Raw genomic sequence first — 23,191 nt, 5'->3', positions numbered from 1 at the left:
TCTGATCATGGATTTTGACCGAGGTTCAGATGCTCCGCCTACTCATTGCATTTCTGTTTGCCATCGGGATGGCCAACACCGCCGTCGCACAGTCAAATGACGCCGAAGCCATCACCACCGAGGATCGCGCCCAAACCGGCGGCGCCACGACGTTGGAAGACATTCTGGCGCGGCAGCGTGGGGAAAACGTGGATAACAGCCATCGCTCGGGTAATACCGGTCAGGGAAATGCCGAAGGTCTGCTAGGCCAGCTGGGCACGCGCGGCGTGGCTTCGGACAGCGATGTCTATCGCGCGATCCGGTATGGCTCGGCAGATACTACAGTATCATCCAAAGGGCCTGCCGCTGGAATTCTGATCCAGGACGGCGGCATGTGGTGGCTGAACTTCCGCACCGGACCACTGCGGGAATACGGCTCGTATATCGTGGGCGGAATGCTGGCCATTATCGTGCTGTTCTTCCTGATCCGCGGAAAAATCCGCATCGACGGGGAAAAAACCGGCCGCACTGTGACTCGTTTTACCAGCTTTGAACGGTTCGGCCATTGGCTGTTCGCTGGCTCTTTTCTGGTGCTCGGTCTGACCGGTCTGCTTACCCTTTATGGACGTGACTTCCTGATCCCGCTTTTCGGGAAAGAAGGGTTTGCCACCATCGCACAGGGCTGCAAATGGCTGCACAACAACCTCGCGTGGTCCTTCATGTTGGGGTTGATCATCGTGACCATAAACTGGATTGCCCATAACATTCCCAACCGCACTGACCTGAAATGGCTGGCTGCCGGAGGGGGGCTGTTCACTAAAGGCAGCCACCCACCTGCAAAAAAATTCAACGCCGGTCAAAAGGTCATCTTCTGGGCTTGTATTATACTGGGCGTCTCAATCAGTCTGTCGGGCTTGTCACTTTTGTTCCCCTTCGAACTGCCGATGTTTGCCAAGACTTTCTCGGTCGCCAATGCCACCGGTATTCCACAAATGCTGGGCCTGAATCTGCCGGTGCAAATGTCTCCACAGGAGGAAATGCAATACGCGCAGGTCTGGCACGTCATGATCGCCTATGTGTTCATAGCCATCATCATCGCCCATATCTATCTCGGCTCGGTCGGCATGGAAGGCGCCTTTGACGCGATGGGTACCGGAGAGGTCGAAGAACAATGGGCGCGCGAGCATCACTCGCTTTGGTTGGAAGAAGTAAAAGAAAAAGAGGCTGGTAAGGCAGCGGCCTCACCCGCGGAATAGATGCGCGGGCTGGTCCTGGCTCTGGCGCTGGTCCCCCTGCCCGCCACGGGCGAGTTTTTTACGCTCAAGGGTCACGGTGGGCCAATCATGGGGATCGCCACCGCACCAGACGGACGGATCGCCACGGCCAGTTTCGACAACTCGGTTGGTTTGTGGTCAGACCGCAGGCCCGAATGGCTGGAGGGGCACGAGGCCGCAGTGAACTCGGTCGCGTTCAACGGCCGCGCGATCTATTCGGCAGGCGATGATTTCACCCTTCGCCGTTGGCCGGGCGGAGAGATCGTTGGTCAGCACAAGGGCAAGATTGTAGGGGTCGCGGCGTCAAAAACGCATGTGGCCACTGCCAGTTGGGATGGCACCATCGGGCTGTGGCCTGAAGATGGCTCAGCAGCGCAAACGCTTACGGCGGGCAGTGGCGTGAACGCCGTCACTTTTTCACCGGATGGTACAACGCTGTACTCGGCTGGCATAGATGGAACGCTGCGGGTGTGGGATGTGACCAGCGGACAGGAAACGCAGCGGCTGGTCGAACACGGGTTCGGGATTAATGAACTGGTTTTGAACGTCACCGATAACTGGATTGCCTATGGCGCGGTCGACGGTGTGACCCGCATTCTGGACCTGAGCACCGGTGAAGAACGCGACTTTACCCTAGACCGCCGCCCCATTCTGGCACTGGCGCTTAGTCCGGATCGCCGCCTGTTGGCCGTTGGTGATGGCGAAGGCTACATCATGGTGATTGACACTGTTGAATGGAACATCGCGCAGGATTTCCGCGCCACCCTGCGAGGGCCGGTCTGGGCGCTGGCCTTTTCAGCGGATGGTCAGAATATCCATGCTGGAGGCATTGACGAGGCGATGTATAGCTGGCCGGTCTCAGCCCTTGGTGATCAGGAACAGATGGCGGCCGTTGAGCCCAGTTTCCTGAAGAACCCCGAAGAAATGAGCAACGGAGAACGGCAATTCGCCCGCAAGTGTTCGATCTGTCACAGCCTGACGCCTGACGGGCAAAGGCGTGCAGGGCCAACGTTGCATGGTGTCTTCGGGCGCAAGGCCGGGACATTGCCGGGATATTTCTACTCGGATACGCTGCAAGACTCTGATATCGTTTGGAATGACGAAACGATAAATGCCCTTTTCGACGAGGGGCCAGACCACTACATACCGGGATCAAAGATGCCGATGCAGCGGATCACTCAGGCCCAGGACCGTGATGACCTGATCGCCTTTTTACGCCGCGCTACGGCACCAGAGAATAAGACCGGAGGAGACCAATGAAAGCCTTTCTCGCCGCTGTGGCCGCAATGGTCGTCATTACCGTGGCTGCACCTTATGCGCTGCAACAGGCCGGGTTCAGTGCCGCCGAAGCGGGAACCGGTTCGGCGGTGCGTCTCGATTGAATGTCCGAATACTTAACCACCAAAGAGCTGGCCGACCTGCTGCGCATTGGCGAGCGCAAGGCCTATGATCTGGCTTCTTCCGGCGAGGTCCCCTGCGTGCGTGCCATGGGAAAACTGCTATTCCCACAGGCCGAGGTCATCGCCTGGCTGAACGCGTCCCGGTCCGGCCCGCAAGTGGCGGAACCCGCCCTGCCCGCGATCATTGCCGGCAGCCACGATCCGTTGTTGGATTGGGCGCTGCGCGAAAGTGGCTCGGGACTAGCAACCTACTATGATGGCTCCTTCGACGGGATGACCCGGTTGAAAGAGCGCAGCGCACAGGCTGCGGCGCTCCATATTCACGAGGAACAAGGGTTCAACACGCATTCCTTGCGCGCCAATTTGGGCGAAGCCCCTGTGGTTCTGTTTGAGATCGCGCAACGGCAACGCGGGCTACTGTTGGCCCCCGGTGTCACGGGCATCTCAGGGTTTTCCGATCTTAAAGGACGCCGAGTGATACTGCGGCAGGACAGCGCTGCCAGCCAACGCCTGTTCGACGCACAGCTAGAGGTCCACGGTCTGACACGCGACGACCTGGACACCCTGCCCACCTGTGCCCGCACCGAAGAGGAACTGGCCGTTGCTTTGCATGACAGCAAGGCTGAAGCAGGTTTTGGATTGGGCGCGCTAGCCAGCCTGTACAATCTGGGCTTCGCACCTACTCACTCCGAGCGTCTGGATCTGGCCATCTGGCGTCGCGCCTATTTCGATGACCCGATGCTCAAACTTCTTAGCTTTTTGCAGTCAGACCGTTTTGCGACCCGTGCCGTTGAATTCGGCGGATACGACCTATCCGGGCTGGGCACGATCCACCACAATGGCGCAAGCGGTTGAAACCGATCACTTGGCGTTGGGAAAGAATAGCTGCTGGCCCTCTAGCTTGTACGACGCAATCGCCGCCTGCCCATCGGGGCCGATCAGCCAGTCAATGAACCGCTGCCCTGCTGAGACCCGTACCTGCGGATGCTTATCCGGATTCACAAGAATGATGCCGTATTGATTGAACAGGCGCGGATCGCCCTCGACCAGAATTTCAAGATCGCCCCTGTTTCCAAAGGACTGCCACGTGGCGCGATCCGTCAGCACATAGGCCCCCATACCGCTGGCCACGTTCAGCGTCGCCCCCATGCCCGAACCGGTTTCGCGGTACCAAGTCCCAGATGCATCGGTCGGATCAGCGTCCGCCCAGTCCCACAGGCGCATCTCGGCCTTGTGCGTTCCGCTGTCATCCCCGCGCGAAGCAAAAGGGGCCTCGACCTCGGACACGGCTGTTAACGCTGCCACGATATCCATACCGCCCCGCACCTTGGCCGGATCGGATTTCGGCCCGACCAGAACAAAGTCGTTATACATCACGTCAAACCGTTCGACCCCCCAACCGTCAGCCACGAATTGATCCTCTGCCAGTTTGGAATGCACCAGCAAGACGTCCCCATCGCCATTGATCGCATTTCGGATCGCCTGACCGGTGCCCACAGCAACGACGCGCACGTCTATCCCCGTTTCAGCCTCAAACCCCGGCAGGATGTAGTCTAGCAAACCCGAGTTCTGAGTGGATGTCGTCGATTGTACCACGATAAAGGGTTCCTCGGCGCTAACTGGCGCCGCAGTCAAGCCAACCGCAATCCATGCTGCCCGTATGACGTTCCGGATCATTTAGATCTCCGTTTTGGTTTAAGTGACCAGCCCGCCAGCTAGGTATCGGCGCGCGGCGTCACTTTTGGGGGCATCCAGTACCTGCTTGGCCGCCCCATGTTCAACCACATGACCCCCCTGCATCATCACGATATCGGCGGCTAACCGCCGGGCCTGCCCGATGTCATGAGTGACCATTACGATGCGAACACCCCGGGTTGAGGCGCGCAGGATCATCCGCTCGATCATCTGCGTGGCATTCGGGTCAAGCGCACTGGTGGGTTCGTCCAGAAACAACGTCTCTGGATCCAGCGCGAGGGCGCGTAAAATGGCGAGCCGCTGTGCTTCTCCCCCAGACAGAGATCGGGCGGATTGGCGGACTTTGCCGTCCAGGCCACCTTCGGCCAGCAATTCCTCGATCCGGGATTTGCGGGCGCTGCGAGGCATCCCCTGTCGCTTCAATACAAAGTCCAAATTGGCCGCGACAGACCGTCGCAACAACACGGGTTGCTGAAACACCATCGCCTGCCGCGCCTTGTGATCGGCATTCAGGGCGACACCATCTTGCCGGACTTGCCCGCGATCCGACACAATCAGCCCATGCAGACAGCGCAACAACAGGCTTTTGCCAGATCCGTTCGGCCCAAGGATCAGCGTCGGTCCCGGTCCATCAAGGGCCAGATGGGGCACATTCAGCAGTGATTTGCCTTTACGGGTGATCCGTACACCGTCCACCGACAGACAACTTGACATATCAAGGGTCAGGTCACGCATGGCGCAATCCTTCCCGTTCGGCCTGCAGGCTAAGCGTGCTGACCATGGCATTCACCGCCACTGCAATCCCGATCAAGATCGCCCCCAGCGCTAGAGCCAGCGCCAGATTGCCTTTTGACGTCTCTAACGCGATGGTCGTCGTCATTACTCGTGTCACGTGGTTGATGTTGCCGCCAACGATGATCACCGCCCCGACTTCGGCAATGGCGCGACCAAAGCCAGCCAGCAGCGCGGTCACCAGCGCCAGCCGCGCATCCCACAACAGCACTGGAACCGACGCCAGCCGGGACACGCCCAGCGAACGGAGCTGTTCCGAATACTCCTCAGCCAGCATCTCGACCACTTGCCGGGTCAATGCGGCGATGATGGGGGTAACCAAAACCACCTGCGCAATGATCATCGCGGTCGGCGTATAAAGCAGCTCAAGCACACCTAGCGGACCCGAGCGCGACAGCATCAGATAGACCAACAGCCCGACAACGACCGGTGGGAACCCCATCAAAGCATTCATCAGCACGATCAGAACTCGGCGTCCGGGAAAGCGCGCAACCGCCAAAGCAGCCCCGACAGGCATACCGATTAGCGCAGAAATCAGTACAGCGAAGATGGAAACTTTCAGGGACAACAGCACAATCGCCCACAGCTCTGCATCCCCGTTCAGGATCAGAGCCATTGCTGAGCTGAATTCTGATGCAAAACCTTGCATTTTTTACCACATGTCATGCATTTCGTACAAAATGCGCCTGAATTCATAAGGATACTAGACCATTTGAACGCCAAGTACAGACACGTTTCCGACATCTACAAACGAAAACGCGGCCCCGATTGGGACCGCGCATTTTCAGTCAAAAGGATCGGGTTCAGTTCAACGCCGCATCGGTGATCTGATGCGTCCAGGCCCCGTCAGGCTGCTTAGTGATCACCGGGTCCGACCCACCGGCCAGCAGAGTGCCCACGGTGCGTTCAAAGTCGGCCGGATCCAATGCTCCGTTCGATCCGGCGGTCAGCTTGGCGATCTCACCCATCATGCGCTTTTGATGCTCTTCGGTCTGGGCACCGGTCGCGTCATTCTCAAGCACGATGTCGGCGGCCTCATCAGGGTGTTCTTCAGCGTATTTCCAACCCTTCATCGAGGCACGAACAAAACGCTCCATCTTATCAGTGAAGGCCGCGTCACTCAGATTTTCCTCAAGCACATACAAACCGTCCTCTAGTGTGGCGACGCCTTGATCTTCGTATTTGAAGGTAACCAGTTCATCCGGGCTGACGCCAGCGTCGATGACCTGCCAGTATTCGTTGTAGGTCATGGTGCTGATGCAATCGGCCTGACGCTGCAGCAGAGGATCAACGTTAAAGCCCTGTTTCAGAACTTCGACACCACTTTCGCTTTTGCCAGCTGTGTCGATTCCCAGTTGGCTCATCCAGCTCATGAATGGGAATTCATTACCAAAGAACCAAACACCCAGCGTGCGGTTCTTTAGATCCTCAGGCGAGGAAATCCCGGCATCCTTCCAGCAGGTCAGCATCATGCCCGAGCTTTTGAACGGCTGAGCGATATTCACCAACGGCAGACCTTTTTCCCGCGCTGCCAATGCGGCGGGCATCCATTCAACGGTCACGTCAGCGCCACCACCAGCGATCACCTGCGTGGGCGCGATATCGGGCCCACCGGGCAGGATAGTGACATCCAGCCCCTCTTCCTCGTAGAACCCCTTGTCTTTGGCCACATAGTAACCCGCGAACTGCGCTTGGGTGACCCACTTGAGCTGCAATGTCACCTCATCCGCCGCCAGCGCTGCACTGGCAGTCAGGCTAAATGCAGCAATCACCCCGCTGAGTAGTTTGTTCATCTTCATATCTCCTAGTTGTTGTTGGTGCCCCGATTTTGGGGTCTGTTAATTTCCTTTTATCCGCGTTGCGACGGGTGCCAGAATGTCACCCCTTTTTCGATCATGGCGACCAGCCCATAAAACGCTGTCCCAGCCAAAGCGGCCACGACGATCTCGGCCCAGACCATATCCAGCGAAAGTTGACCGACACTGGTCGAAATCCGAAAACCCATGCCCAGAGTGGGCGAGCCAAAGAACTCGGCCACGATAGCGCCGATCAGCGCCAGAGTGGTAGAAATCTTTAGCCCATTAAAAACAAACGGCATCGCAGCGGGCAAACGTAGCTTCAGAAAGCTTTGCCAATAGGTCGCCGCATAGGTCTCCATCAGGTCGCGCTGCATGGCGGTCGCTTCGCGCAAACCCGCCACGGTGTTCACCAGCATCGGAAAGAACACCATCACTACGACCACCGCCGCCTTCGAATGCCAGTCAAAGCCGAACCACATCACCAAAATGGGGGCCGTCCCAACAATCGGTAGGGCCGCCACGAAATTCCCGACCGGCAACAAGCCAAGGCGCAAGAAATCCCAGCGGTCCACGGCAATCGCCATTAAAAAAGCAGAACCACATCCGATGAGATAGCCGCTGAGCGCACCTTTTATGATGGTTTGCACAAAATCCGCCCACAAGATTGGCACGCTGTCGGCAAAGCGCACTGCGATCACTGACGGCGCCGGCAGTATGACCAAGGGCACGTCCAGACCGCGAACTACCAGCTCCCAAATGGCAATCACGGTCAGGCCAAAGATCAGCGGTGCCAGAAACCGCACCATTCGCGTGTCGGAATAGGGTCCACTGGCAAGGCGGCTGTTTAGCCACCAACCAAACAGCCAGACGCCAAACGCACCGAGAACAGGTATCATTGCGCCATCCCCATCCGTTTCAGAACCGTCCGCTCCAACATCCCCAGCAGCCCGACCAGACAAGCCGCCAGAATGGCCGCTGCAAACAGCGCCGACCAGATTTGCACCGTCTGACCATAATAGCTGCCTGCCAGCAGCCGCGCGCCCAGACCGGCCACCGCCCCCGTCGGCAACTCTCCGACAATGGCCCCGACCAACGAGGCCGCGATGCCAATTTTCAACGAGGTGAACAGATACGGCATCGACGCGGGCAAGCGCAGTTTCCAGAACCCCTGGGACTGGCTGGCGTTATACGTGCGCAACAGGTCCAGTTGCATCGCATCCGGGCTGCGCAGGCCCTTCACCATGCCGACCACGACGGGGAAGAAACTCAGATAGGCCGAGATAATCGCTTTGGGGATGATCCCCTGAATGCCTATCGAATACAGCACCACGATAATCATCGGCGCCAATGCAATAATCGGGATGGTTTGGCTGACAATGGCCCAGGGCATGACAGACAGGTCCATCACCCGGCTGTGTACGATGCCCACAGCCAGAAGGATGCCCAGCCCCGTGCCGATGGCAAATCCCAGCATCGTCGCGCTGAGCGTCACCCAGGCGTGATAGATCAATGACCGCTTCGAGGTGATTTTCTTCTCGACCGTGGTTTCCCACAACTCCTCGGCCACCTGATGCGGGGCGGGCAGACGAGGCCGATCCTGTTCCCAAGTCTCATCGATGGCGTAGGGGTTGTCGATAACCAGCTCAAACTCGCTCATGTCGCGCCGGTCGACCGCCTTGGGCGGATCCACCTCTTCCCCGGCCCGTTCGAATTCGGTCAGAACGCCCTTGATGTTCATTGGCACGCTGGCGGCATACCAGAACAGGATAATGACGCCCACAACGGTCAGGACAGCCCAGACAGCTTTGATCCCCGCACTACTCATCCGTATGCCCCGCACGCAAGCCTTCGCGCACACGATGAGCGACCTCGATGAATTCCGGCGTATCGCGGATGTCCAGCGGCCGTTCCCTTGGCAGAGGGCTGTCGATCACATCGGTGATGCGCCCCGGTCGGGGGCTCATCACCACAATTTTGGTGCTCAGGTACACCGCCTCGGGGATCGAATGCGTCACGAAACCAATGGTCTTTTCGGTGCGCGCCCAAAGCGCCAAAAGCTGTTCGTTCAGGTGATCGCGCACGATCTCGTCTAGCGCGCCAAACGGCTCGTCCATCAGCAGGATATCCGCGTCAAAAGCCAGCGCCCGCGCAATGCTGGCGCGTTGCTGCATGCCACCAGATAGCTGCCAAGGGAATTTCCCGCCAAACCCTTCTAGATCAACAAGTTCCAGAACCTTTTTAACACGTTCTTCCTGCTCGCTGGCGGAATAGCCCATAATTTCTAAGGGCAGTTTGATGTTCTTGGCAATGGTCCGCCAAGGATACAGCCCCGCCGCTTGGAACACATAGCCATAAGCTCGGTTCCGCCGCGCCTCATCCGCGGTCATACCATTGACGGTCAACGCTCCTCCGGTCGGGGTTTCTAGCGCCGCGATGCAACGCAGGAAGGTGGTTTTACCACAGCCCGAGGGGCCGATGAAGCTGACGAAATCGCCCTTGTCGACCGTCAGGTTCACATCCTTGAGCGCATGGATTGGCCCGTCGTTTGTTTGGAAGGTAAGGTCCAACTGCCTTGCCTCGATTACGGGCTGGGTAGTGCTTTCAGTTTTCATTCCATTGCCTTGAAAAGGTTTGGCTTTAGGGTGCCTTGGGGACAATCCTTGCGCAATCAGACACCCGTTGCCGGAATGCCCGTCCGCTCAACCGGTCGCGGCGCGGTCAATTCCTTCCACGTACTGAGCGCCTTGTTCACGTGACCATTGGGTTCACGCGCTACAAACTCTCCATGTCCTTCCTGTGTGCGGATTTCACCGTCGTGCACAGCCACCTGCCCACGAGTCAGAGTAAAGCGCGGCAAGCCCTTGACCTCTTTGCCCTCGAACACGTTGTAGTCGATGGAAGATTGCTGTGTATCAGCGCTGATTGTCTTAGTTTTCTCGGGATCCCACACAACGATATCGGCGTCCGCCCCAACAAGAATTGCACCCTTTTTAGGGTAGCAATTCAATATCTTGGCAATGTTTGTTGAAGTCACAGCTACGAACTCATTCATCGTCAGACGTCCGGTATTCACACCATGGGTCCACAGCATGGGCATCCGATCCTCCAGCCCACCGGTCCCATTCGGTATCTTTGTGAAGTCACCCACGCCAAAGCGCTTTTGATCGGTGGTAAATGCGCAATGGTCGGTGGCCACGACACTGAGCGTGCCGGAATGCAACCCGTTCCACAGGCTGTCCTGATGCTGCTTGTTCCGGAATGGAGGGCTCATGACGCGCCGCGCCGCGTGGTCCCAATCCTGGTGGAAATATTCGCTTTCATCCAGCGTCAGGTGCTGAATCAAAGGCTCTCCCCACACCCGCTTTCCATTCATCTTGGCGCGACGGATGGCTTCATGTGCCTCTTCGCATGAGGTGTGCACGACGTACAAAGGCACGCCCGCCATGTCGGCAATCATGATGGCCCGGTTGGTCGCCTCACCCTCGACCTGCGGTGGACGGGAATAGGCATGCGCCTCGGGGCCGGTATTTCCTTCCGCCAGCAGCTTGGCGCTTAGCTCGGCAACCACGTCACCATTCTCGGCATGCACCATGGCGATGCCACCGAGCTCGGCCAGGCGCTTGAACGAGGCGAACAACTCATCGTCATTCACCATCAACGCGCCCTTGTAGGCCATGAAGTGCTTGAACGTGTTGATGCCACGTGTCTCGATAACCGTTTTGATGTCATCAAACACCTGCTCGCCCCACCAGGTCACGGCCATGTGGAAAGAATAGTCGCAATTTGCCCGGGTCGATTTGTTATCCCAGCGCTTCAAGGCGTCAAGCAGACCCTCGCCCGGATTCGGCAGTGCGAAATCCACCACCATCGTGGTGCCCCCGGCCAGCGCCGCCCGCGTCCCGCTTTCGAAATCATCGCTGGAATATGTGCCCATGAACGGCATCTCAAGATGCGTGTGCGGGTCTATCCCGCCGGGCATCACGAAACACCCCGTTGCATCCAGTACCTTGTCGCCCTTCAGGTCCATTCCGATCTCGGTGATCACACCATCTTCGACCAACACATCCGCCTTATAGGAAAGATCGGCGGTCACGACGGTTCCGTTCTTGATAACAGTGCTCATTTTAATCTCCCTGACGCGGTCTGCGCCGCTTGCTTCATCTGGCTAAAAATACCTTGGGGGAGTCGCCCACAGGCGACTGGGGCAGCGCCCCCTATTCCACGATTTCCGCGGTCTCGACGACCGCATGAAACAGTACATCCGCCCCGGCAGCAGCCCAGTCTTTACTGATCTCTTCCGCCTCATTATGGCTCAGTCCATCAACGCAGGGGCACATCACCATCGCGGTCGGCGCCACTCGGTTGATCCAGCACGCATCATGGCCGGCGCCCGAGATGATGTCGGTGTGCGAATACCCCAGCCTTTCGGCCGCATCTCGAACCGCCTTTACGCACCCCTCGTCAAACGTCACCGGATCAAAGCCGCCAACCTTCTCAAATTCGATCTGCAGGCCCATCTCTTCCACGATATCCTCGGCGGCGACACGCAGGCGGTTCACCATGTCGGTGATCACATCCAAATCAGGCGAGCGGAAATCGACCGTGAACACAACCTTGCCGGGGATCACGTTGCGAGAGTTCGGATAGACATCGATATGCCCTGCCGCGCCAACCGCATGGGGCGAGTGCGACCAGGCAATCTCGTCCACTTTCTCAAGAATACGCGCCATCGCCAGGCCAGCATTTTTGCGCATCGGCATCGGGGTCGAGCCGGTATGCGCGTCCTTGCCGGTTACGGTGATCTGCGTCCAATTCAGGCCCTGTCCGTGGGTGACAACACCGATATCCTTACCTTCGGCCTCAAGAATCGGCCCCTGTTCGATATGCAGTTCAAAGAAGGCATGCATCTTACGCGCGCCGACCTCTTCATCACCGCGCCAACCAATGCGGTTCAGTTCATCGCCAAACTTTTTACCCTCGGCATCTTCACGGTCATAAGCCCAATCCTGCGTGTGCATCCCCGCAAACACGCCCGAGGCCAGCATCGCCGGCGCATAGCGCGTACCCTCTTCGTTAGTCCAATTAGTCGCCACGATGGGATGTTTCGTCTTAATGTCCAGATCGTTGAGGGTCCGTATGATTTCCAACCCGCCTAAAACGCCCAACACGCCGTCATATTTCCCGCCTGTCGGCTGCGTATCCAGATGCGAACCCACATAAACCGGCAGTGCTTCGGGGTCTGTCCCCTCGCGGCGGGCAAACATGTTGCCCATCTGATCCAAACCCATAGTGCAGCCCGCATCCTCGCACCATTTCTGGAACAGCGCGCGCCCTTCTGCGTCTTCGTCGGTCAGGGTCTGGCGGTTGTTGCCGCCTGCAACACCGGGGCCTATCTTGGCCATCTCCATCAGGCTGTCCCACAACCTGTCGCCATTGATCCTAAGGTTCTGCGCCGGAGCTGCCATTGGTGTCTTCCCTGTTGCTTGCGATTTGGCTCGCTTTTGGTGTCTTGATTTGACCATCTGGTCAAACTCACGCTATCACGGGTTCGAGATCAGTCAAGAAATTGCATGGTGCCGCCGGAAATTTCGGCATATTTGGCCCCCGCATGGCAAAAAAAGAGACACACTGAAAACATGCCCAAGGATCGCGCCCCAACCCGAATACAGAAAAAGAACCGCGCCGCGATTCTCGAGGCTGCGTTGAACGTGTTTTCCGCCCACGGTTTTCGCGGCGCAACCGTGGATCAAATTGCTGCCGAAGCTGGGCTAAGCAAGCCGAATCTACTGTATTATTTCCCGTCGAAAGAGGCCATCCATACTGCCCTGCTTTCGGGCCTGCTGGACACATGGTTGGCGCCCTTGCACGAGTTGGATGCCGATGGTGACCCGATGGAGGAAATCCTGTCCTACATCCGCCGCAAGCTGCAGATGAGCCGCGAGTTGCCCCGCGAAAGCCGCCTGTTCGCGAACGAACTTGTTCAGGGCGCCCCACGCATTCACGAGGCTTTGTCGAATGACCTCAAGGCGCTGGTGGATGAGAAAACTGCGATCCTGACCCAATGGATGGATGAGGGCAAAATTGCGCGCCTGCACCCCTATCACTTGGTCTTTTCGATCTGGGCTCTGACGCAGCATTACGCCGATTTCGATGTTCAGGTCCGTGCCATTCTAGGTGATGAGGACCCGTTTGATGGGGCTGAGCCGTTCATCGATACGCTTTATCGCAAACTGCTGACGCCATAGAAAAAGGGGCCACCCACCGGCCCCTTTTCTTGTTTCAAACAACCGAATTACTCGGCAGCTTTAGCCATTGGATTGTTCGGGTGCGTCGTCCAGTTGGCATATTCAGGCTGCACCTCTTGCCCCGTACGAGGATCAACCTCACCAGCGGCCATCTGCACCATCGAGATACATCCATCGACCGGGCAGACATCCACGCAAAGGTTACAGGCAACGCATTCGTCATCCATGACCTCGAACACTCGATCTTCGGACATTGAAATCGCCTGATGGCTCGTGTCTTCGCACGCGGCATAGCAACGCCCGCACTTGATGCACTGGTCCTGATCAATCTTGGCTTTGGCAATGTAGTTCAGGTTCAGATACTGCCAATCCGTCACATTCGGCACCGCAAGACCAACGACTTGCGACACGTCCGTATAGCCTTTTTCATCCATCCACTTGGACAGCCCGGCGGTCAGTTCATCAATAATCTTGAACCCATAGGTCATTGCGGCAGTGCAGACCTGCACTGTACCACATCCCAGCGCCATAAACTCAGCCGCGTCACGCCATGTGGTCACGCCGCCGATGCCGGAAATCGGCAGACCATGCGTGGCTTGCGCGCGGGCAATCTCGGACACCATCGACAAAGCAATCGGCTTCACCGCCGGACCGCAATAGCCACCATGGCTGCCCTTGCCGTCAATTGACGGCTCGGGGCTGAAGGTATCCAGATTGACGCTGGTGATCGAGTTGATCGTGTTGATCAGCGACACCGCATCCGCGCCACCGTTTTTTGCAGCCTCGGCTGGCTTGCGAACATCCGTGATGTTCGGCGTCAGCTTCACAATAACCGGACGGTCGTAGTACTGCTTACACCAGCGCGTTACCATTTCGATATATTCCGGCACTTGCCCCACGGCCGAGCCCATTCCGCGCTCGCTCATCCCGTGTGGACAGCCAAAGTTCAGCTCGATCCCGTCCGCGCCGGTCTCAGCCACGCGCGGCAAGATGGCTTTCCAGGCCGCCTCCTCGCACGGCACCATGATTGAGGCGATCAGCGCGCGATCCGGGTAATCCGCTTTGACCCGCGCCATTTCCTCAAGGTTGACCTCCAGAGGCCGATCGGTGATCAATTCGATGTTGTTCAGACCCAGCAAACGCCGATCCGCACCATAGATCGCACCATATCGTGGACCGTTCACGTTTACGACCGGGGGTCCCTCGGACCCCAACGTTTTCCACACGACACCGCCCCATCCGGCCTCGAATGCACGGCGGACGTTGTATTCCTTGTCAGTTGGCGGCGCCGAGGCCAGCCAGTATGGGTTGGGGCTTTCTATTCCCAGGAAGTTCGTCTTCAAATCAGCCATTTATCCGGCCTCCCTGATGCAGATCAGCATCTTTGTCTTATAAGTTTCACGCGGTCAGGCTTGCGTGGATGTCCATCGCGGCATCGCGGCCCTCGGCCACGGCGGTCACGGTCAGGTCTTCGCCACCAGCCGCGCAATCACCTCCGGCCCATACCCCGGCCATCGAGGTGCGCCCGGCCCCTGTCACGGCGATTTTGTTGCCGTCCAGCGTCATGCCTTCGGGCGCGCCGTCCAGCGTCTGACCAATCGCCTTGAGAACCTGATCCGCAGGTAGGCGGATCACCTCGCCAGTGCCCGAGAGCTGACCATCGTGGCTGGAAGTATACTCCAATTCGATCTCAGCCGCTGCCCCGTTTCCATGCACGGCAACAGGCTGCACGTTGGTCATGATCTTGACGCCATGCGACGAGGCCAGATCCTGCTCATACCGGCTGGCGCCCATCGCGTCGCGACCGCGACGGTAGGCAATGGTGACATGTTCAGCACCCAGCAGTTTCGACTTCACCGCAGCATCCACGGCGGTCATGCCGCCGCCAATCACCACCACATTGCGCCCCACAGGCAGATGAGCCAAGTCAGAAGCCTGACGCACATCCGAGATGAAATCGACAGCAAATCGCACGCCGTCCAGATCAGCCCCTTGCGCGCGCAGCGCGTTCACACCAGCCAGACCGATGGACAGAAAGACGGCATCGTAATTCTCGACCAGACCGTCCAGCGAGATACCCTCACCCAGAACCGAGCCGGTCTCGATCGTGATACCGCCAATCTGCAACAGCCAGTCCACCTCGGCCTGCGCGAAGTCATTGGTCGATTTATAGGCGGCGATTCCGTACTCGTTCAGGCCGCCCGGCTTGGGTTTGCCTTCGTGGATCACCACGTCATGCCCCAACATCGCTAGACGGTGGGCACAGGCCAGACCAGCAGGCCCTGCCCCGATCACAGCAACAGTCTGACCCGTCGAAGCAGCCCGTTCGAACGGGTGATCTCCGGCAACCATCACACTGTCTGTCGCATAACGCTGCAGGCGGCCAATCTCGACAGGGGCACCCTCGGCCGTTTCTCGTACGCAGGCCTCTTCGCACAGTGTCTCGGTCGGACAGACGCGAGCGCACATACCGCCCAGAATGTTCTGCGCCAAAATGGTCTCGCCCGCCGCTTCGGGTTGTCCGGCCTGAATCTGGCGCATGAACAACGGAATATCTATATCTGTCGGACAGGCCGTCACACATGGCGCGTCATAACAGAAATAGCACCGATCTGCGGCCACGGCAGCCTCGTGCGCGGCCAAAGGTGGGTGTAAATCCGTGAAATTCGATGTCAGCTCATCGCTGGAAAGCCGCCCGGAAACAATGCCGGAGGCAATCTGGCCCTGTGCCATCGCTCTACTCCCTGTAGATATGTTCGTTATGATCTCAGCTTGCCACAATCTGATTTTTTATCAATTGGTAAAATTTAGAAAATCATCAATACTATGAAAAACAGGAAAAATTTATTGATTCCCCTGATTAATCCACCTGTTTTTCTGGCAATCGACGGCCCTGAAGTGCCCGAACAAAGGGTGCGCGGGACAAGCCGCAGCCTTGATTTCTGACTTTTTCCGCATCTGGTTTTGACGGACTCGGCTGCGTAATGTAGGTCAAACTCAACCCGAGCAGTGCCGGTTAACGGCCAATTACCCGAAAGTCACCCGATGCAGGCCAGCCCCCCGAAGTTCAACATCGTCATCATTGGGCAAAACAATCGTCTGCAATATGAGGCGCTGCTGTTTGCCGCGTCGTTGCGCCATAGCTCACCTAATTTTGCGGGTCGGCTGTTTGTGGCTGTCCCGCAGCCCGGCCCGCGCTGGTCGCAGGACCCGAGCATCCGGAACGAGGACGTGTTGAAGGCACTGCGGCAACTGGATGCTGAAATTTTGCCCTTCGACAACCATGTCTTCGGCAACAGCTATCCCTACGGCAACAAGATCGAAGCGCTGCTGGCCCTGCCCGAAGCTGAGCCTTTTGTATTTTTTGACAGTGATACACTGATCACCGGTGATCTGACCTCGGTGCCTTTTGATTTTGATCGGCCCAGTGCGTCGCAAAAGGTCGAAGGAACCTGGCCGAAGCCTACTCTCTACGGCCCAGGATTCGATGGTATCTGGAGCGCACTCTATCGCCGGTTCGAGCTAGACTTTGAAAGCTCATTGGATACCAGCAAGCCCGTGGACTACTGGCGACGGTATTTATATTTCAACGCGGGCTATTTTTATTATTCCTGCCCGCGCCAGTTCGGCGAACGCTTTCTGGACTATGCCCGCACGATCCGGGATGGAAAAATTCCCGAACTGGCCGGACAGAACCTTGACCCCTGGCTGGATCAGGCCGCACTACCATTGGTTGTCCATTCATTCGGTGGCGGGCGGGATGCCCTGCCCTCGGGCTTGTTGGACGGGTCGGTCAGTTGCCACTATCGACTGTTTCCCCTGCTCTATGCCCGCGAAAGCGACCATGCGATCGAGGTGCTGGAAACCGTCGCGGCCCCCAACCGGGTCAAGAAAGTGCTCAAGGGCTATGACCCGATCAAAAAGCTGGTTCTGCAACGCAAGGGCCACAAGATCCGGGACCTGTTCGACCGCGAAAACCTGCCCCAGCGCGAGCAGGCCATTCGCAATACGATCAAGAACAAGGGCCTGTGGATGCGCTGACAGGATTGTTGTGCGCGCGCTCTCAATCGCCTAGAGATTCTGCAACAAACATTCCAACAGGAGATTTTGACGATGTCTGACGGCCCTACTTACGGTTTTGACACACTTCAGATTCACGCGGGCGCACGGCCTGATCCGGCAACAGGTGCGCGTCAGACTCCGATTTATCAAACAACGGCTTATGTGTTCCGTGATGCGGACCACGCGGCCGCCCTGTTCAACCTGCAAGAGGTTGGCTTCATCTATTCCCGCCTAACCAACCCCACTGTGGCTGTTCTGCAAGAACGTATCGCCACGCTTGAGGGCGGCGTCGGTGCGGTTTGCTGTTCGTCGGGCCACGCGGCGCAAATCATGGCGCTGTTCCCGTTGATGGGTCCGGGTTGCAACGTGGTGTCCTCGACGCGCCTGTATGGCGGCACGGTCACGCAGTTCAGCCAGACAATCAAACGGTTTGGCTGGTCAGCAAAATTCGTCGACACCGACGATCTGGACGCCGTGAAAGGTGCCATCGACGAGAACACCCGCGCGATATTCTGTGAATCAGTCGCCAACCCGGGCGGTTATGTCACCGATATCCGTGCGATGGCTGATATTGCAGATGCAGCAGGTATCCCGCTGATCGTCGACAACACTTCGGCCACGCCGTATTTGTGCCGCCCTATTGAACAGGGCGCGACGCTGGTGGTGCATTCGACCACCAAATACCTGACAGGCAACGGCACGGTCACCGGTGGCTGCATCGTGGATTCGGGCAAGTTCGACTGGTCTGCAAATGACAAGTTCCCTTCGCTCAGCCAGCCGGAACAAGCCTATCATGGTCTTAAGTTTCACGAGACCTTTGGCCCGCTAGCCTTCACCTTCCACGGCATTGCCATCGGTCTGCGAGATCTGGGCATGACCATGAATCCGCAAGCTGCGCATTACACGCTGATGGGGGTCGAAACCCTGTCTCTGCGGATGGAGCGCCACGTGGAGAACGCTCAGAAGATCGCCGCCTGGCTCGAATCCGACGACCGTGTGGATTATGTGACCTATGCAGGCCTGCCCTCTTCGCCCTACTATGACCGGGTGAAAGCCCACTACAAGAAGGGTGCCGGTGCGCTGTTCACCTTTGCGATCAAAGGTGGCTATGACGCCTGCGTCAAACTGGTGAACTCGCTTGAGATTTTCAGCCACGTTGCCAATCTGGGCGATGCGCGGTCGCTGATCATTCACTCGGCCTCGACCACACACCGCCAACTGACGCCCGAACAGCAAGAGGCCGCAGGCGCAGGCCCCGGCGTTGTTCGCGTGTCCATCGGCATCGAAGACGCAGACGACCTGATCGCCGATCTGGATCAGGCGCTGTCCAAAGCCACGGCCTAAGTCATGAGCGAGCACGATACCAATGATCTGGGCCAACCCATCGGTCTGCCAGTATCAGACCATTTTCCGCGTCCGACGCCGCCCTATACACCGATGGAGGGCCGGTATTGTTCTGTCGTGCCGCTTGATGTGAACCGACATTCGCCCGGGCTTTACCGGGCGTTTGCCCACGATACCGATGGTAGCAACTGGACCTACCTGCCCTACGGGCCGTTCGGTAGTGAACAGGAATTCGAGGATTGGACCCGCGCCACGTGCATGGACGCCGATCCGATGTTTCACACGGTGCTGGACGAAGATGAAACGCCGGTCGGCATGGCCTCATTCCTACGGATCGCACCGGCGGCGGGTGTGATCGAGATCGGCCATATCCACTTTTCACCCCTCTTGCAGCGCAGTCCGCAATCGACCGAGACCATTTACCTGATGATGCGCCGTGTCTTCGACGAGTTGGGCTATCGCCGCTATGAATGGAAATGCGACGCCCTGAACGCCGCATCCTGCCGCGCGGCCGAGCGTCTGGGCTTTACCTTCGAGGGCATCTTTCGGCAGGCCACCCACTATAAGGGTCGGAACCGGGATACCGCCTGGTATTCGATCCTGGACAGTGAATGGCCACGGATTAAAACCGCGTTTGAAGAGTGGCTGTCGCCGGACAATTTCGACCAGACGGGCCAACAACGGCAATCGCTGAAGGCCAGCAGTCAGAACAAAGGCTCACTCGGTCATCCCGAATTCCATCGACACGCTGACCGAGACTGAAATCTCACCCCCAGCAACCGGCACGCCGCCCCCTTCGGCCATAGCCATCGCGCGCAATTGTGGCGCAGGACTGAGGCCTCGGACCTGCTCGCTAATGTGCTGAACCGGGCCCAGCGTCACATTGGCCGCCTGTGCCAACTGTTCCGCCTTTGCAGTCGCTTCCGCAACAGCCTCAGCCCGCGCCTGTGCCTGCAACGGAGTTGGTTCCTGCACACCAAAGCTCAGCCCACCAAAATTGTTGGCACCGTCCTGAATGACCGCATCCATGATCGTGCCCAACTGGGTCAGATCGCGGACACGGACCTGAACATTGTTCGAAGCGACAAAGCCGGAAATTTCGGGCCGCTCACCACTTTGATTGTTCCGTCCGGACCAGACCGGCGACAGCGACAGATCACGGGTCTGAACGTCACGGGATTCGACTCCCATGTCTTCAAGCCGTTTCAGAATCTGTGCCACCGCATCAGACGTAGCCTGCATCGCATTTGACGCCTGCGGGTCTTCGTTAGTGACACCCAAAGCGATGGTTGCCATATCCGGGGCAGCCTGCACGGTGCCGGTTGCATCCACGGTGATGCGACGTTCTTCCGCATGGGCCATTCCTGCGGCCGCTACGGCCAGCATCGCGGCCAGAAAAGCGATTTTCTTCAAGGTCTTCCCTCCAATTTCTTCTCTACCAAGATGGGGTCGACGGGGTTTGTCAGACAAGGGGAAGTACTGGCTTTTTCTTTCCCTCGGCGAGATCCTGCTTTAATGTCAGCCTGCGGACGGAAACCCGTTTGCATTGATGCTGACAATTATGGTTCCTCGGGAATATGAAACCCGCCTTTGCGCTGTCTTTTTCTGCAACCGGAATATCTGTGCACCACCGATCCGATGACGATTGGTTCTGCATTGGTGAGGTTGCGCTCGACGCGTCGGATCTGAATGCACAGCTTCGCGACCTTCAGGAAAAAGCATTTGCGCTGGAAAACAACCTGAATTGCAAGGTTGTAATCCCGACCGAGCAGATACGGTTTCTGTCTGTAAAATCGGATGACCAAACTCGTGAAGACAACGCCAAGCAAAGGCTGGCCGAGGATACACCCTATGCCGTCGAAGATTTGGTCTTTGACACCGCAACGGTCGGTTCCACCACTTATGTAGCCGCTGTGACGCGGCAGACACTGGATGAAGCGCGCAACTTTGCAACCGAACACGGGTTCATACCGGTTCAGTTCACCACGGATACCGATCCAAGCACTTTCCCCACCGAGCCATTGTTTGAGCCGTCAGAAGCTGTGTCTCCTGCGTCTAGGGCCAAAGGCCAGAATCAATCAGACACGGCAATACCAAATGTTCACCCTATCGCTGAGGACGCGGCCCCGGACGTGTTCCGATCCGCACCGACGGCCTCAGCACCCAGTAGAATACCTAGTGACCTAATTGAAAAACGATACGCTATTCCGGCGGTGGCCGCACTGGGGATAGTGACAGTTTTGGGTGTATGGGCGCTGACCGGATCGGACGACGCGCAGAAACCTGATCCAGACACGGCCCAGATCGCGAACACCACGCCTACGCCCACGCTTCAGGCCAGCGACACACCGGAATCACCGACTGAGCCTGAAACGGTAGAGCTTGATCCGGACATCACCGTTCCCGAACAGGAACCGGCAACCCAAACCGACGATATCGAATCTGAGCTTTCGCCCACAGACACCGCAATTCTCGAAGCGTTGAATGTGGTGCCAACGGTCGTGGGCGAAGTTGCCCGCGACCCGGAACCTGAAGGCCTCTCCATCCAACCCGGCATAGAGGTCGTCGCACCCGATCCGCTGGTACCGCAGGCTTTGCCCCCGCTGGAAGAACTGTACCTGGCATCTGTGGACAATTCCAAGCTTTCCACCGACGCGGTTGCCCTCCCCCAAGTGCAGAGCTTTGCCACCGACACGCCCATCGAACCGATCGCTCTGCCAAGCGTTGTCGACACCCAGTTCGAACTGGATGATCGCGGCCTGGTTACACCCAGCGTCGAAGGAACATTGAACCCCGACGGAGTAGTCGTCTATCTCGGACGGCCATCGAAAACGCCGCCCGAACCTCCCGTCCGGTTCGAAGAGGAACCGACCTTAGAGGAAACCCCCGACAGGCTGGCCGGGCTGCGCCCCAAGCCCCGCCCTGACAATTTGATCGAGCAGTTCGAACGTCAACAATTGGGGGGTCGTACGCTAGAGGAACTGGCCGGACGGCGTCCCAAACTGCGTCCTGCCTCACTGCAACAACAGCCGCAGATTGACTATACCCCCACCGCGCTGGCGGTGGTGCGCGTGCCGCGCCCGAAAACCCGCCCGGCGGGTCTTGCACCGTCTACCGGGACGCAAACCGCCAATCTGGGTTCGACCGCTGCAATTAGTCAAGCCGAGGCCGGGTCTTTCCAGCCCAGAACCGTTGCGCCCAAAATTCCGTCTGCGGCTTCTGTCGCGCGGCAGGCGACGATCGACAACGCGCTGAACTTGCGCAAACTGAATCTGATCGGGGTTTACGGTACACCCGCCAATCGTCGTGCACTGGTGCGTTTGCCCAGCGGTCGCTACAAAAAACTGAAAGTTGGCGACAGGGTGGACGGTGGAAAGGTCGTTGCAATTGGCGACAGTGAACTGCGCTATCAGAAAAAAGGTCGGAACCTGACCCTGAAGATGCCGCGCAGCTAATGCGGGCGCGAACGCCCGCAATATGCTTTAACCTATAGGTTCAAACAGCTGAAATTTCACCACTTTCGATCTGCTCGCGCTCGATGGATTCGAACAAAGCCTGAAAGTTCCCCTCGCCGAACCCATCGTCGCCCTTACGCTGAATAAACTCAAAAAAGATCGGGCCAATCACGGTTTTCGAGAAAATTTGCAGCAGGATTCGGGTCTCGCCACCATCCAGAACGCCTTCTCCGTCGATCAGGATACCGTGCTTCATCATGCGATCCAGCGGCTCGTCATGGTCGACAACCCGGTCCCTGGACATCTCATAATAGGCCTTGTTCGGGCCGGGCATGAATTTCAAACCCTTCTTGGCAATCGCATCGGTTGAGGCATAGATATCTTCGCTGCCCACCGCGATATGCTGTATCCCCTCACCTTTATATTTGTTTAGGTAGGATACGATCTGCCCGGTTTCGCCACGATCTTCGTTGATCGGAATGCGGATTCGTCCGCAAGGCGAAGTCAGAGCGCGACTGAAAAGACCGGTGTGCTTGCCCTGAATGTCGAAAAACCGGATTTCGCGAAAGTTGAACAGGCTTTCATAAAATCTGAACCACTTATCCATATTCCCGCGATAGACATTGTGGGTCAGATGATCGAGGTAATAGAACCCGTCACCGCGCGGCTTGGACTGGGTGGTCCAGGTGAATTCTTGATTATAGGGCGAGGTGTCGTGGTACTGATCGATGAAATAGATCAACGAACCACCGATCCCCTTAATCGCAGGAACATCCATCACCTTGTCCGCTGCGTCATAAGGCTCTGCCCCTTTGGCCACTGCGTGCTCATAGGCTTTCTGCGCATCTGCAACACGCCAGCCCATTGCCGAGGCACAGGGGCCATGTTCGTCAGCAAACCGGGCGGCGAAACTTTCAGGATCAGCATTGAGGATGTAAGTCACGTCGCCCTGCTGCCACAGCTCGACCGTGGGCTTGTCCTTGTGGCAACCGACCATTTCGTAACCCATCCTGGCGAACAGTTCGCGCAATTCCTGCGGGTTCGGATGGGCAAACTCTACAAATTCAAACCCGTCCGTACCGACCGGGTTTTCTTTACTGATTTCAGATTTCGGGGCGTTGTGGGGGAAAGGACCCATGGCGCGTC

General features: G+C 57.7%; 22 protein-coding genes. 9 read left to right on the top strand and 13 right to left on the bottom strand.

From position 1 onward, the window contains the following. The first annotated feature begins 29 nt into the window (after positions 1-29). The 4 genes from RUE5091_RS06000 to RUE5091_RS05990 are packed head-to-tail and all read left to right on the top strand — an operon-like array spanning position 30 to position 3,508. A complete protein-coding gene (locus RUE5091_RS06000) occupies positions 30-1,235 on the top strand; it encodes a formate dehydrogenase subunit gamma (RefSeq protein ID WP_058280974.1) in 1,206 nt (401 codons plus the stop codon). Beyond that, complete coding sequence (locus RUE5091_RS05995) at positions 1,236-2,513, top strand: c-type cytochrome (RefSeq protein WP_058280973.1); 1,278 nt, start codon at positions 1,236-1,238, stop codon at positions 2,511-2,513. Beyond that, on the top strand, positions 2,510-2,635 hold the full coding sequence (locus tag RUE5091_RS23740) for a hypothetical protein (RefSeq protein ID WP_279385373.1): 126 nt from the start codon (positions 2,510-2,512) through the stop codon (positions 2,633-2,635). Before RUE5091_RS05995 ends, RUE5091_RS23740 begins: the two co-directional genes overlap by 4 nt. Further along, positions 2,636-3,508: a substrate-binding domain-containing protein gene (locus RUE5091_RS05990; RefSeq protein ID WP_058280972.1), complete on the top strand. Its 873-nt coding sequence runs from the start codon at positions 2,636-2,638 to the stop codon at positions 3,506-3,508. 6 nt (positions 3,509-3,514) lie between these two features. Here the strand turns inward: RUE5091_RS05990 and RUE5091_RS05985 are convergent, their stop codons facing one another. The 9 genes from RUE5091_RS05985 to RUE5091_RS05945 all read right to left on the bottom strand — a co-directional run bounded on the left by RUE5091_RS05985 (position 3,515) and on the right by RUE5091_RS05945 (position 12,404). After that, positions 3,515-4,330, bottom strand: a complete 816-nt coding sequence (locus RUE5091_RS05985) for an ABC transporter substrate-binding protein (RefSeq protein WP_058280971.1) — start codon at positions 4,328-4,330, stop codon at positions 3,515-3,517. Between the two features lie 18 nt (positions 4,331-4,348). Then, a complete protein-coding gene (locus RUE5091_RS05980; protein ID WP_058280970.1) occupies positions 4,349-5,083 on the bottom strand; it encodes an ATP-binding cassette domain-containing protein in 735 nt (244 codons plus the stop codon). After that, a complete protein-coding gene (locus RUE5091_RS05975) occupies positions 5,076-5,789 on the bottom strand; it encodes an ABC transporter permease (RefSeq protein ID WP_058280969.1) in 714 nt (237 codons plus the stop codon). The genes RUE5091_RS05980 and RUE5091_RS05975 overlap by 8 nt, the downstream gene beginning before the upstream one ends. Before the next feature lie 154 nt (positions 5,790-5,943). Then, positions 5,944-6,933: an ABC transporter substrate-binding protein gene (locus RUE5091_RS05970; protein ID WP_058281117.1), complete on the bottom strand. Its 990-nt coding sequence runs from the start codon at positions 6,931-6,933 to the stop codon at positions 5,944-5,946. 56 nt (positions 6,934-6,989) lie between these two features. Beyond that, entirely contained in the window at positions 6,990-7,835 is an 846-nt protein-coding gene (locus RUE5091_RS05965) for an ABC transporter permease (protein WP_058280968.1), read from the bottom strand. Then, positions 7,832-8,749, bottom strand: coding sequence for an ABC transporter permease (locus RUE5091_RS05960; RefSeq protein ID WP_058281116.1), 918 nt, complete (start codon positions 8,747-8,749; stop codon positions 7,832-7,834). The genes RUE5091_RS05965 and RUE5091_RS05960 overlap by 4 nt, the downstream gene beginning before the upstream one ends. Positions 8,750-8,756: 7 nt before the next feature. Continuing rightward, positions 8,757-9,551, bottom strand: a complete 795-nt coding sequence (locus RUE5091_RS05955) for an ABC transporter ATP-binding protein (RefSeq protein ID WP_058280967.1) — start codon at positions 9,549-9,551, stop codon at positions 8,757-8,759. 56 nt (positions 9,552-9,607) lie between these two features. Next, positions 9,608-11,062, bottom strand: a complete 1,455-nt coding sequence (hydA, locus tag RUE5091_RS05950) for a dihydropyrimidinase (RefSeq protein ID WP_058280966.1) — start codon at positions 11,060-11,062, stop codon at positions 9,608-9,610. A gap of 91 nt (positions 11,063-11,153) precedes the next feature. Then, a complete protein-coding gene (locus RUE5091_RS05945) occupies positions 11,154-12,404 on the bottom strand; it encodes a Zn-dependent hydrolase (protein ID WP_058281115.1) in 1,251 nt (416 codons plus the stop codon). A gap of 171 nt (positions 12,405-12,575) precedes the next feature. Here RUE5091_RS05945 and RUE5091_RS05940 point away from each other — a divergent pair, with 171 nt between their 5' ends. Continuing rightward, positions 12,576-13,184, top strand: coding sequence for a TetR family transcriptional regulator C-terminal domain-containing protein (locus RUE5091_RS05940; RefSeq protein WP_058281114.1), 609 nt, complete (start codon positions 12,576-12,578; stop codon positions 13,182-13,184). Between the two features lie 47 nt (positions 13,185-13,231). Here RUE5091_RS05940 and preA read toward each other — a convergent pair whose 3' ends face one another. Continuing rightward, positions 13,232-14,536 carry an NAD-dependent dihydropyrimidine dehydrogenase subunit PreA gene (gene preA, locus RUE5091_RS05935; RefSeq protein WP_058280965.1) on the bottom strand — a complete coding sequence of 435 codons (1,305 nt, stop codon included), beginning with the start codon at positions 14,534-14,536 and terminating at the stop codon, positions 13,232-13,234. A 46-nt stretch (positions 14,537-14,582) separates the two neighbouring features. Then, positions 14,583-15,917 (bottom strand): NAD(P)-dependent oxidoreductase, encoded by a 1,335-nt coding sequence (locus RUE5091_RS05930; protein ID WP_058280964.1) that lies wholly within the window; start codon positions 15,915-15,917, stop codon positions 14,583-14,585. Positions 15,918-16,229: 312 nt separating this feature from the next. Between RUE5091_RS05930 and RUE5091_RS05925 the strand changes: the two genes are divergently transcribed. From RUE5091_RS05925 to RUE5091_RS05915, 3 genes are all read left to right on the top strand, one after another. Continuing rightward, the gene (locus RUE5091_RS05925) at positions 16,230-17,225 is read left to right on the top strand and encodes a GT-B fold glycosyltransferase domain-containing protein (RefSeq protein ID WP_058280963.1); all 996 of its coding nucleotides are present in this window, start codon (positions 16,230-16,232) and stop codon (positions 17,223-17,225) included. Between the two features lie 72 nt (positions 17,226-17,297). After that, positions 17,298-18,590 carry an O-acetylhomoserine aminocarboxypropyltransferase/cysteine synthase family protein gene (locus RUE5091_RS05920; protein ID WP_058280962.1) on the top strand — a complete coding sequence of 431 codons (1,293 nt, stop codon included), beginning with the start codon at positions 17,298-17,300 and terminating at the stop codon, positions 18,588-18,590. Positions 18,591-18,593: 3 nt separating this feature from the next. Further along, the gene (locus RUE5091_RS05915) at positions 18,594-19,352 is read left to right on the top strand and encodes a GNAT family N-acetyltransferase (protein WP_058280961.1); all 759 of its coding nucleotides are present in this window, start codon (positions 18,594-18,596) and stop codon (positions 19,350-19,352) included. Here RUE5091_RS05915 and RUE5091_RS05910 read toward each other — a convergent pair. Next, the gene (locus RUE5091_RS05910) at positions 19,308-20,003 is read right to left on the bottom strand and encodes an SIMPL domain-containing protein (protein ID WP_058280960.1); all 696 of its coding nucleotides are present in this window, start codon (positions 20,001-20,003) and stop codon (positions 19,308-19,310) included. The genes RUE5091_RS05915 and RUE5091_RS05910 overlap by 45 nt on opposite strands. Before the next feature lie 209 nt (positions 20,004-20,212). On the opposite strand from RUE5091_RS05910, the gene RUE5091_RS05905 reads away from it, so the two are divergent. Further along, complete coding sequence (locus RUE5091_RS05905) at positions 20,213-22,045, top strand: hypothetical protein (RefSeq protein ID WP_243470720.1); 1,833 nt, start codon at positions 20,213-20,215, stop codon at positions 22,043-22,045. Positions 22,046-22,085: 40 nt separating this feature from the next. Here RUE5091_RS05905 and hppD read toward each other — a convergent pair whose 3' ends face one another. Continuing rightward, positions 22,086-23,183 (bottom strand): 4-hydroxyphenylpyruvate dioxygenase, encoded by a 1,098-nt coding sequence (gene hppD / locus RUE5091_RS05900; RefSeq protein WP_058280958.1) that lies wholly within the window; start codon positions 23,181-23,183, stop codon positions 22,086-22,088. Positions 23,184-23,191 lie beyond the last annotated feature (8 nt).

The sequence above is a fragment of the Ruegeria denitrificans genome, assembly GCF_001458295.1.
GTDB classification, from domain to species: domain Bacteria; phylum Pseudomonadota; class Alphaproteobacteria; order Rhodobacterales; family Rhodobacteraceae; genus Ruegeria; species Ruegeria denitrificans.
The sequence above is the reverse complement of the archived record's forward strand: the minus strand, read 5'-3'. Positions and strand labels throughout refer to the sequence as shown.

Excerpts from the sequence above, each read along its gene's own strand:
- RUE5091_RS06000 (WP_058280974.1), top strand. The coding sequence starts at position 30 with ATGCTCCGCCTACTCATTGCATTTCTGTTTGCCATCGGGATGGCCAAC.
- RUE5091_RS05995 (WP_058280973.1), top strand. The coding sequence starts at position 1,236 with ATGCGCGGGCTGGTCCTGGCTCTGGCGCTGGTCCCCCTGCCCGCCACG.
- RUE5091_RS23740 (WP_279385373.1), top strand. The coding sequence starts at position 2,510 with ATGAAAGCCTTTCTCGCCGCTGTGGCCGCAATGGTCGTCATTACCGTG.
- RUE5091_RS05990 (WP_058280972.1), top strand. The coding sequence starts at position 2,636 with ATGTCCGAATACTTAACCACCAAAGAGCTGGCCGACCTGCTGCGCATT.
- RUE5091_RS05985 (WP_058280971.1), bottom strand. The coding sequence starts at position 4,330 with ATGATCCGGAACGTCATACGGGCAGCATGGATTGCGGTTGGCTTGACT.
- RUE5091_RS05980 (WP_058280970.1), bottom strand. The coding sequence starts at position 5,083 with ATGCGTGACCTGACCCTTGATATGTCAAGTTGTCTGTCGGTGGACGGT.
- RUE5091_RS05975 (WP_058280969.1), bottom strand. The coding sequence starts at position 5,789 with ATGCAAGGTTTTGCATCAGAATTCAGCTCAGCAATGGCTCTGATCCTG.
- RUE5091_RS05970 (WP_058281117.1), bottom strand. The coding sequence starts at position 6,933 with ATGAACAAACTACTCAGCGGGGTGATTGCTGCATTTAGCCTGACTGCC.
- RUE5091_RS05965 (WP_058280968.1), bottom strand. The coding sequence starts at position 7,835 with ATGATACCTGTTCTCGGTGCGTTTGGCGTCTGGCTGTTTGGTTGGTGG.
- RUE5091_RS05955 (WP_058280967.1), bottom strand. The coding sequence starts at position 9,551 with ATGAAAACTGAAAGCACTACCCAGCCCGTAATCGAGGCAAGGCAGTTG.
- hydA (WP_058280966.1), bottom strand. The coding sequence starts at position 11,062 with ATGAGCACTGTTATCAAGAACGGAACCGTCGTGACCGCCGATCTTTCC.
- RUE5091_RS05945 (WP_058281115.1), bottom strand. The coding sequence starts at position 12,404 with ATGGCAGCTCCGGCGCAGAACCTTAGGATCAATGGCGACAGGTTGTGG.
- RUE5091_RS05940 (WP_058281114.1), top strand. The coding sequence starts at position 12,576 with ATGCCCAAGGATCGCGCCCCAACCCGAATACAGAAAAAGAACCGCGCC.
- preA (WP_058280965.1), bottom strand. The coding sequence starts at position 14,536 with ATGGCTGATTTGAAGACGAACTTCCTGGGAATAGAAAGCCCCAACCCA.
- RUE5091_RS05930 (WP_058280964.1), bottom strand. The coding sequence starts at position 15,917 with ATGGCACAGGGCCAGATTGCCTCCGGCATTGTTTCCGGGCGGCTTTCC.
- RUE5091_RS05925 (WP_058280963.1), top strand. The coding sequence starts at position 16,230 with ATGCAGGCCAGCCCCCCGAAGTTCAACATCGTCATCATTGGGCAAAAC.
- RUE5091_RS05920 (WP_058280962.1), top strand. The coding sequence starts at position 17,298 with ATGTCTGACGGCCCTACTTACGGTTTTGACACACTTCAGATTCACGCG.
- RUE5091_RS05915 (WP_058280961.1), top strand. The coding sequence starts at position 18,594 with ATGAGCGAGCACGATACCAATGATCTGGGCCAACCCATCGGTCTGCCA.
- hppD (WP_058280958.1), bottom strand. The coding sequence starts at position 23,183 with ATGGGTCCTTTCCCCCACAACGCCCCGAAATCTGAAATCAGTAAAGAA.